Origin of the sequence: Gordonia sp. i37 (genome assembly GCF_002043085.1) — a bacterium.
Lineage (GTDB): Bacteria > Actinomycetota > Actinomycetes > Mycobacteriales > Mycobacteriaceae > Gordonia > Gordonia polyisoprenivorans.
The window spans coordinates 1-8458 of sequence record NZ_MVPX01000388.1 but is presented as its reverse complement, the minus strand read 5'-3'; the positions used below and the strand labels follow the sequence as shown (position 1 = coordinate 8458).

General features: G+C 67.0%; 8 protein-coding genes. 7 read left to right on the top strand and 1 reads right to left on the bottom strand.

What is annotated here, in order from left to right; translation table 11 throughout:
- The 3 genes from dacB to tilS form a co-directional block, all read left to right on the top strand.
- Positions 1 to 581, top strand: a 581-nt coding sequence (gene dacB / locus B1964_RS18930; protein ID WP_079930850.1) for a D-alanyl-D-alanine carboxypeptidase/D-alanyl-D-alanine-endopeptidase, incomplete at its 5' end; no start/stop codon positions are given.
- Positions 572 to 1648 (top strand): zinc-dependent metalloprotease, encoded by a 1077-nt coding sequence (locus tag B1964_RS18925; RefSeq protein ID WP_079930849.1) that lies wholly within the window; start codon positions 572 to 574, stop codon positions 1646 to 1648. The genes dacB and B1964_RS18925, both read left to right, overlap by 10 nt.
- On the top strand, positions 1627 to 2577 hold the full coding sequence (gene tilS, locus B1964_RS18920) for a tRNA lysidine(34) synthetase TilS (protein ID WP_079930848.1): 951 nt from the start codon (positions 1627 to 1629) through the stop codon (positions 2575 to 2577). Before B1964_RS18925 ends, tilS begins: the two co-directional genes overlap by 22 nt.
- Before the next feature lie 35 nt (positions 2578 to 2612).
- On the opposite strand, the gene B1964_RS18915 is transcribed toward tilS, so the two are convergent.
- Positions 2613 to 3359, bottom strand: a complete 747-nt coding sequence (locus B1964_RS18915) for a hypothetical protein (RefSeq protein WP_035728617.1) — start codon at positions 3357 to 3359, stop codon at positions 2613 to 2615.
- A 350-nt stretch (positions 3360 to 3709) separates the two neighbouring features.
- Here B1964_RS18915 and hpt point away from each other — a divergent pair, with 350 nt between their 5' ends.
- The 4 genes from hpt to folP form a co-directional block, all read left to right on the top strand.
- Entirely contained in the window at positions 3710 to 4279 is a 570-nt protein-coding gene (hpt, locus tag B1964_RS18910; RefSeq protein WP_006371925.1) for a hypoxanthine phosphoribosyltransferase, read from the top strand.
- 386 nt (positions 4280 to 4665) lie between these two features.
- A complete protein-coding gene (gene ftsH, locus B1964_RS18905) occupies positions 4666 to 7056 on the top strand; it encodes an ATP-dependent zinc metalloprotease FtsH (protein ID WP_079930847.1) in 2391 nt (796 codons plus the stop codon).
- A gap of 37 nt (positions 7057 to 7093) precedes the next feature.
- The gene (folE, locus tag B1964_RS18900; RefSeq protein ID WP_006371927.1) at positions 7094 to 7708 is read left to right on the top strand and encodes a GTP cyclohydrolase I FolE; all 615 of its coding nucleotides are present in this window, start codon (positions 7094 to 7096) and stop codon (positions 7706 to 7708) included.
- A 20-nt stretch (positions 7709 to 7728) separates the two neighbouring features.
- On the top strand, positions 7729 to 8458 hold a 730-nt coding region (gene folP, locus B1964_RS18895; protein WP_172398894.1), incomplete at its 3' end, for a dihydropteroate synthase.

The following is an 8458-nucleotide window of genomic DNA, read 5'->3' as shown; positions in this document are numbered from 1 at the left end:
TCGCGAAGGGGTCCTCGGCCCCGCTGCTCACCCGCGTCGACGACATGAACCGCTTCTCCGACAACGTGATGGCCGAGGCGCTGTCCATCGAGTTGTCGGTGTCCCAGGGTGGTCCGGCCACCTTGTCCGGAGGTGCCGCAGCGGTGGTCAAAACGTTGCGGGACAACGGTTTCGACACCTCCGGGGTGACGCTGCACGATTCGTCGGGGCTGTCGTATCAGAACAAGATCCCGGCCGCGTTTCTCGACACCCTGATGGGCGCCATCAGCGGTCCCGACGATTCGAACAGCCCCAATGGTGCCCGTAACGCGAAACTGCGTCCGATCCTCGAGGGCCTGCCGATCGCCGGCGGCACCGGGACCCTCGCCGATCGCTTCGACGAACCGGACAACCCGGGAGCGGGCTGGGTACGGGCCAAGACCGGAACTCTGACCGGCGTCAGTTCGTTGACCGGCATAGTGCAAACCGTCGATGGGCGGGTGTTGTCGTTCGCGTTGATGTCGGGGGGAACCTCCCCGGCCGACGCCCGCCCGGCACTCGACGCCATCCCCGGCGACCTGAGGGAGTGCGGATGTCGATAGATCACGCAGACCACGATCTGGAGTCGGTGGGCGCCAAGATCGATTGGGGCCTCGCGTCCACGGTGGGTAAGAAACTCTCGCGGCCCGGTCCTAAGATGACCGACTACACGCGGATGGCCGCCCGGGTCGAACTCGCCGACGCCGCGGTGCGCGCCGAGGCGCCGGTTCGCGAGGTCACCGGTCTGGCCGACGGCCTCGCGGTGCCCGCGGCCCGCGTGCTCGAACGCGACGAATGGATCGACGCCGCAGGGCAATCCATGCGATCGATGCTCTCGGGGCCAGGTGGCGCCGACGACTCACCCGGTCTGAGCGGGCGCATCGGCGGGCTGCAGGCCTCGGGTCTGCTGGCCTTCCTCTCCACCGCGATCCTCGGACAGTACGACCCGTTCTCGCCGCCGGAGGAGTCGGTGTCGGGGACCGCCGACGACCCGGGTGTGTTGATGCTGGTGCTGCCCAACATCGTCGGCGTCGAGCGGACGCTGAAGGTGGTCCCGTCGGACTTCCGGCTCTGGGTGTGTCTGCACGAGGTGACCCACCGGGTGCAGTTCTCGGCCAACCCGTGGTTGCGGCAATACATGCTCGACAACATCGAGGTGCTGACCTCCGACGCCGGCGAGTCGATCTCCGACGTCGTCGAACGCATCACCGGCGCGCTCAAGGGCGGCAAGCCCCGGGAGAAGGGCGTGATCGGTGCGATGCAGTTGCTGCAGACGCCCGAACAGTACGACGCCTTCAATCGGATGCTGATGCTCGGCACCCTGCTCGAAGGCCACGCCGATCACGTGATGGACGCCGTCGGCCCGGCGCAGGTACCCACCGTGGCGTCGATCCGCGCGGCGTTCGACAAGCGGCGCACGGGACCGAAGAATCCGGTGCAACGCATCATCCGTGCCCTCATCGGTATGGATGCCAAACTGGCCCAATACATTCGGGGTAAGGCATTCGTCGACGAGGTGGTCTCGACGGTGGGCATGGAGCGCTTCAACACGATCTGGACCTCGCCGGAGACGATGCCGCTGCCCGCCGAGATCGACGAACCGGCGAAATGGATAGCGCGGGTGCTCTGACCCGGGCGGTCGAGCGATTCGCCGCCGACCACCTCGACGGCCACCGGCAGGTCTGCGTCGGACTCTCCGGCGGTCCGGATTCGCTGGCGCTGACCGCGGCCGCCGTGCGCGCCGGGTTCGAGGTTCGTGCGCTCGTCGTCGATCACCGGCTCCAGCATGGGTCGGCGCATGTCGCCGACGCCGCGGCCGTGGCGGCGCGCGGGCTCGGTGCCCGCGCGCAGGTGATCGAGGTGAGTGTCGGCACCGCGGGTGGAATGGAGGCAGCGGCCCGGACGGCCCGCTACGCGGCACTCGAGGAGGCCCGGGACGGATGGCCGGTGCTGCTCGGCCACACCGCCGACGATCAGGCCGAGACAGTTCTGCTCGGACTGGCACGCGGCTCGGGCGCGCGTTCGATCGCCGGGATGCAGGCATGGTCGGCGCCGTGGGGAAGGCCCTTCCTGGGTGTCCGGCGTGCGCAGACCGTCGGTGCCTGCACCGAACTCGGGCTCGCTCCGCATGCCGACGCGCACAACCGTGATCCCCGGTTCACCCGGGTGCGTCTGCGTTCGGAGGTCCTGCCGCTCCTCGACGACGTCGTCCACGGCGGTGTCGTCGAGGCGCTGTGCCGCACGGCCGATGCGTTACGCGCCGACACCGACGCCCTCGACGCGCTCGCCGAGGAGTATCACCGTGCCGCCCGCACCGACGCGGGCCTGGCGATCGAGCGGGTGCGAGATCTCGCCGCCGCGGTGCGGACCAGGGTGATCCGGCGGTGGCTTCTCGACGTCGGGGCCACCGAGCCGACGAGCCGGGTGATCGGTGCCGTGGACGCGTTCGTCGTCGATTGGCACGGTCAGGGCGGTGTCGCCGTCGGCGGCGATGGCGGGTCCCGACGTGAGGTCGCCCGGGTCGGCGACGTACTCACGGTGCGGGACTCACCGCGCTGACGTCGCCGGACCCGGGCGTGCGGGGTTGGACCGGCTCACTTCTGGGGTGAGCTGGTCCGGGGTGGGACGAACGGGGAGTTGATGGTCTGCAGGTACTGGATTCCCGCGACGACGAGGGTGCCGCCACCGCCGACGATCGTGCCCGCGACACCGCCGAGACCCGCTGCGGGGACGACGGCCACCAGGCAGCCGATGACCGCGGCGGCCAGTCCGATCGCGCAACCGATGACGCCGCCGACGATCGCGCCGATGATGGTGCCCACCAGTGTCCCGATCGTGGTGCCTGCGCCGAGGATTTGCATGAATTGCGCCAATGCCTGATTGTCGCGTTCCTGCCGGGTCGTCGGCGCGTCGACGAGTTGCTTTCCTGCGGCGGCGCGAACGGGTTCCACCAATTGTGGATCGATTGATCGTGAGTCGGCCACGCGGTGTGACGGAATGAGTGTCACCGAATTGCCGGAAATCTGCGCCGCAATCGGGTACTCCCGGTCCTCGAGGCGGTAGCTCAACGGCATTTGGAAAACCGCCGAACCGGCATTGTCGACGATTGCCAGAGAGTTCTGGCCACGCTTGAATGTGCCGTGTTGCAACGTCAGGGTGAGCGACGTGCTGGTGCTCGACAGCGTGTAGCCCACCGGGGTCGGCGGCGCTGCATTGGCCGGGGTCCCACGCGAAATCAACACCAGTGCAAGGGAAATCGCGACCAGGAGGATGATGCTGCGGTGCCGGGATCGGCCGCTCGGGCTCCTGTGGTCGGTCGGTGGTGGCGATGAGGTGTGCATGGGGTGTCCATTCGGCGGGTCGGTCCGATCCGGGCGACGAAGAATGCCGAGTGGGGCAAACGTGGACGTCATCGTCCGGGCGGAATGATGGAATCCGGACATTGCCGGGGCATGTCCGGGATTTCGGTGCACTGGTTTTCTTACTGCTTTGGAGATTGTTCAACTTGAATGCGTCAGAAGTCCAAAAAATCGCGTGAGATGTGACCGCTGTGGCGTCGCGTTATCGAGTTGTGATGTTATGTCGTCAAACGGCGGACAAAATGCACGCCCTTGCCTTTCTTCCTTGACGCCCGACGGCGCTCGCCGACGTCGGATCCATCCCGGGCGTCGGGCATGACAAGCTAGAGGCCGTGGCGAACGAGATCGAACACCATTACGGCGACGACATCGAAGCGGTGCTGATCACCGAGGAACAGATCAAACAGCGCACCGCCGAGCTGGCCGAGTCGGTTGCCTCGCGCTACGCCGGTATCGAGGACGATCTCGTCCTCATCGGTGTGCTCAAGGGCGCGATCATGTTCATGACCGACTTCGCGCGGGCGTTGCCCATTCCGTCGCAGATGGAGTTCATGGCGGTATCGAGCTACGGCTCGGCGACGTCGTCGTCGGGTGTCGTCCGCATTCTCAAGGACCTCGACCGCGACATCGCCGGGCGCGACGTCCTGATCGTGGAGGACATCATCGACTCCGGGCTCACCTTGTCGTGGCTGATGAAGAGCCTGGCGACCCGCTCGCCGAAGTCGTTGGAGGTGTGCACGCTGCTCCGCAAGCCCGAGGCGGTTCGCTCGCCGGTCGACGTCGCCGAGGTCGGTTTCGACATCCCCAACGAGTTCGTCGTCGGGTACGGCCTCGACTACGCCGAGCGTTATCGCGACCTGCCGTTCATCGGCCGGTTGCGCCCGAGCGTGTACCAAGGCTGAGCGATCCCCTCGCGGCGACGGGTAACGGTTGCCCATGGTGGCGGCGTGGCGAGGAGCGCAGCGACAAAGCCCCCCACAACGTGCGTGTGCCGCGCCGCGATGAGGAGGAGCGCACGAGGAGCGCAGCGACAATGTGCGCGATCGACGAAGAGCGGTGCCGAGAGGCGCACGCACCCGCGACGCCGGAGGCGGCGCCAACAAACACAGGGAACGGTTTTACCTGCGCGATCGTTGACCGGTAGCCTTATCACAACGATCACGGTCGATGCTCGGCGTGCGTCTGCACGATTTGTCCGCGTCAACTCGGCTTGTTGTGGTCACGAATCGATGGGAAGGACCAACGGGACCGGTCGGGTGTCACCACCGCCGACCAACCCCTCACTGGCATGAACCGCAAGACAGTCTTCCGCAATCTCGCCATCGTGGCGGTCATCGTGCTCGCCTTCTGGGGCTGGAGCGTCTGGCGCGACAATGATCGCGACTACACGGCCGTCGACACCTCGGTCGCGTTGACGCAGCTCAACACGAAGAACACCAAGTCGATTCAGATCGACGACCGTGAGCAGCAGCTGCGTATCGAGACCAACACGCCGGTCAAGGTCGGCGATGACGAGTCGACCAAGATCTCGACGAAGTATCCCTCGGCGGCGAGTGAGGAGATCTTCAACGACGTCAAGGCGACCGGTGCGCCGTATCAGACGAATGTCAACGAGCAGTCGGTGTTCTGGCAGATCATGATCTTCCTGCTGCCGATGTTGTTGCTGTTCGGTTTGTTCTTCTTCGTGATGAGTCGCATGCAGGGTGGTGGTCGTGGCGGCGTGATGGGCTTCGGCAAGTCGCGCGCCAAGCAGCTCACCAAGGACATGCCGAAGACCACGTTCTCCGATGTCGCCGGCGCGGATGAGGCGGTCGAGGAGCTCTACGAGATCAAGGACTTCTTGCAGAATCCGACGCGCTATCAGGCGCTCGGCGCGAAGATCCCCAAGGGCGTGTTGCTCTACGGTCCGCCCGGTACCGGTAAGACGTTGTTGGCTCGCGCGGTCGCCGGTGAGGCCGGGGTGCCGTTCTTCACGATCTCGGGTTCGGATTTCGTCGAGATGTTCGTCGGTGTCGGTGCCTCCCGTGTGCGTGACCTGTTCGAGCAGGCCAAGAACAACAGTCCGTGCATCATTTTCGTCGACGAGATCGATGCGGTCGGGCGTCAGCGTGGTGCGGGTCTCGGCGGTGGTCACGACGAGCGCGAGCAGACTCTCAACCAGCTGCTCGTCGAGATGGATGGCTTCGGGGACCGGCAGGGCATCATCCTGATCGCGGCCACCAACCGTCCCGACATCCTCGATCCGGCGTTGCTGCGTCCGGGTCGTTTCGACCGGCAGATCCCGGTCGGCAATCCCGACATGGCCGGGCGCCGGGCGATCCTGCGCGTGCACGCCAAGGGCAAGCCGATCGATTCCGACGCCGATCTCGACGGTCTGGCCAAGCGGACCCCGGGCATGTCCGGTGCCGATCTGGCCAACGTGGTCAACGAGGCGGCGTTGCTGGCCGCTCGTGAGAACAAGCACACGATCACCGCGGAGATGCTCGAGGAGGCCGTCGACCGTGTGATCGGCGGGCCGCGTCGTAAGAGCCGCATCATCAGTGAGCACGAGAAGAAGGTCGTCGCCTACCACGAGGGCGGCCACACGTTGGCCGCGTGGGCGATGCCGGATCTCGACCCGATCTACAAGGTGACCATCCTGGCCCGTGGACGCACCGGCGGTCATGCGCTGGCCGTACCCGAGCAGGACAAGGACATCATGACCCGCTCGGAGATGATCGCCCGCCTGGTGATGGCGATGGGTGGTCGTGCCGCCGAGGAGTTGGTGTTCCACGAGCCGACGACGGGCGCGTCGTCCGACATCGATCAGGCGACGAAGATCGCGCGGGCGATGGTCACCGAATACGGTATGAGCGCCAAGCTCGGTGCGGTCCGGTACGGGCAGGAGCAGGGTGATCCGTTCCTCGGCCGTTCGATGGGCAACCAGACCGACTACTCCGCGGGGGTTGCCGGCGAGATCGACGAGGAGGTGCGCCGGCTGATCGAGGCTGCGCACACCGAGGCGTGGGCCATTCTCTCGGAGTACCGCGACACCCTCGATGTGCTCGCCAGCGAGTTGTTGGAGAAGGAGACACTGACGCGGAAGGATCTGGAGAAGATCTTCTCGCAGGTCGAGAAGCGGCCGCGGATCACCACGTTCAACGATTTCGGCGAGCGCACGCCGAGTGACAAGCCGCCGGTGAAGACGCCGGGTGAGCTCGCGATCGAGCGTGGTGAGCCCTGGCCGCCGCCGGAGCCGGTGAAGGTTCCCGAGCCGGTCGGCGCGGGTGGCCCTCCTGGAGGACAACCGGGGGCACCGGCGTATCCCCCGCAGGCGGCACCCGGGTATCCGCATCCGGGGCAGTTCCCGCCGCAGCAGAATCCGTATCCGCCCCAGTCATATCCACCGCAGTCGTATCCGCCCGAGTCCTATCCGCCCCAATACCCGCCGCAGGGGCAGCCCCAGCCGGGCCATCAGGCCGGGACGTGGCCCGATTACGGCGCCCCGCGTGATTGGTCGGCGCCCGGGTGGCCCCCGCGCGAGCAGGGCCCCGGGGTCAACGGCGGCACCGAGCCCAATGGCGCAAATGGCCCCAATGGCGCACATGGCTACGGGGGCAACGGGAATGGCCCGGGTGCCAACGGGCATTCCGGCCGGCCGGACGAGACCGGCAAAGACGTGAACGGTACCGGCGCCTGAGCCCGGTGGCGACTCGAGGCGATCAAAGGGGACGGATGTGACGACACTCGACCAACGGGGTCCGGATTCGGCTGCAGAACCGGTGCGGGAGTTTGATCAGGCGCGGGCCGAGGCCGCGGTGCGTGAACTGCTCCTCGCGATCGGCGAGGACCCGGATCGAGAAGGGTTGCGCCGCACCCCGACCCGTGTCGCCAACGCCTATCGCGAGATGTTCGCCGGGCTCTACACCGATCCGTCGGAAGTGCTCGCGACGACCTTCGACGAGGACCACGACGAGTTGGTGCTGGTCAAGGACATCCCGCTGTATTCGACGTGCGAACATCACCTCGTGTCCTTTCACGGGGTCGCGCACGTCGGTTACATCCCGGGCGTCAGCGGGCAGGTGACCGGTCTGTCCAAGCTGGCGCGACTGGTCGATCTGTACGCGAAACGTCCGCAGGTTCAGGAACGTCTCACCAGCCAGGTCGCCGATGCCCTTGTGCGACGGCTCAATCCGCGCGGCGTGATCGTCGTGATCGAGGCCGAGCACCTGTGCATGGCCATGCGTGGCATCCGCAAGCCGGGCGCGCGGACCACCACGTCGGCGGTGCGCGGTCTGTTCAAGACCAGTGCGGTCTCGCGGGGCGAAGCGCTCGACCTCATCACCCGGTGAGTCCCGCGCCGACCCAGGTGATGGGCATCATCAACGTCACCGCCGACTCGTTCTCCGACGGCGGCCGTTACCTGGATCTCGACGCCGCGCTCGCGCACGGACAACAACTGCTCGACGACGGCGCCGACCTCATCGACGTCGGCGGTGAATCCACCCGTCCCGGCGCCATTCGGGTCGATCCGGCGATCGAGACGGCGCGGGTCGCCCCGGTGATCTCCGCGCTCACCGATCTCGGGGCGACGGTTTCCGTCGACACCATGCGCGCCTCGGTCGCCGCGGCCGCGATCGAGGCGGGTGCGCGCATCGTCAACGACGTGTCCGGAGGCCGTGCCGACGCCGACATGGCCCGTGTGATGGCTGATGCCGGGCTGCCGTGGATCCTCATGCACTGGCGTCCGGCCGGGGACGACTCCGACGCCGGGCGCCGCTTCACTCACCGGGTCGACGACGTCGGCGGCTATCACGACGTCGTCGCCGAGGTCAGTCGCGAACTGCTCGGCCAGGTCGATGCCGCCGTCAGCGCGGGCGTCGACCCGGATCGGATCATCCTCGACCCGGGCCTGGGTTTCGCCAAGACCGCCGACCACAACTGGGCGCTGCTGCACGCGTTGCCGACGTTCGTCGGACTGGGTTTCCCGATCCTCGTCGGCGCGTCTCGTAAACGTTTCCTGGGCACGTTGTTGGCGGCCGGCGGCGCCGACCGGCCACCGGCCGGTCGGGACGTCGCCACCGCAGCGGTGTCGACCCTCG

Coding starts and splice junctions, on each gene's coding strand:
- ftsH (WP_079930847.1), top strand. CDS start 4,666: ATGAACCGCAAGACAGTCTTCCGCAATCTCGCCATCGTGGCGGTCATC.
- B1964_RS18915 (WP_035728617.1), bottom strand. CDS start 3,359: ATGCACACCTCATCGCCACCACCGACCGACCACAGGAGCCCGAGCGGC.
- B1964_RS18925 (WP_079930849.1), top strand. CDS start 572: ATGTCGATAGATCACGCAGACCACGATCTGGAGTCGGTGGGCGCCAAG.
- tilS (WP_079930848.1), top strand. CDS start 1,627: ATGGATAGCGCGGGTGCTCTGACCCGGGCGGTCGAGCGATTCGCCGCC.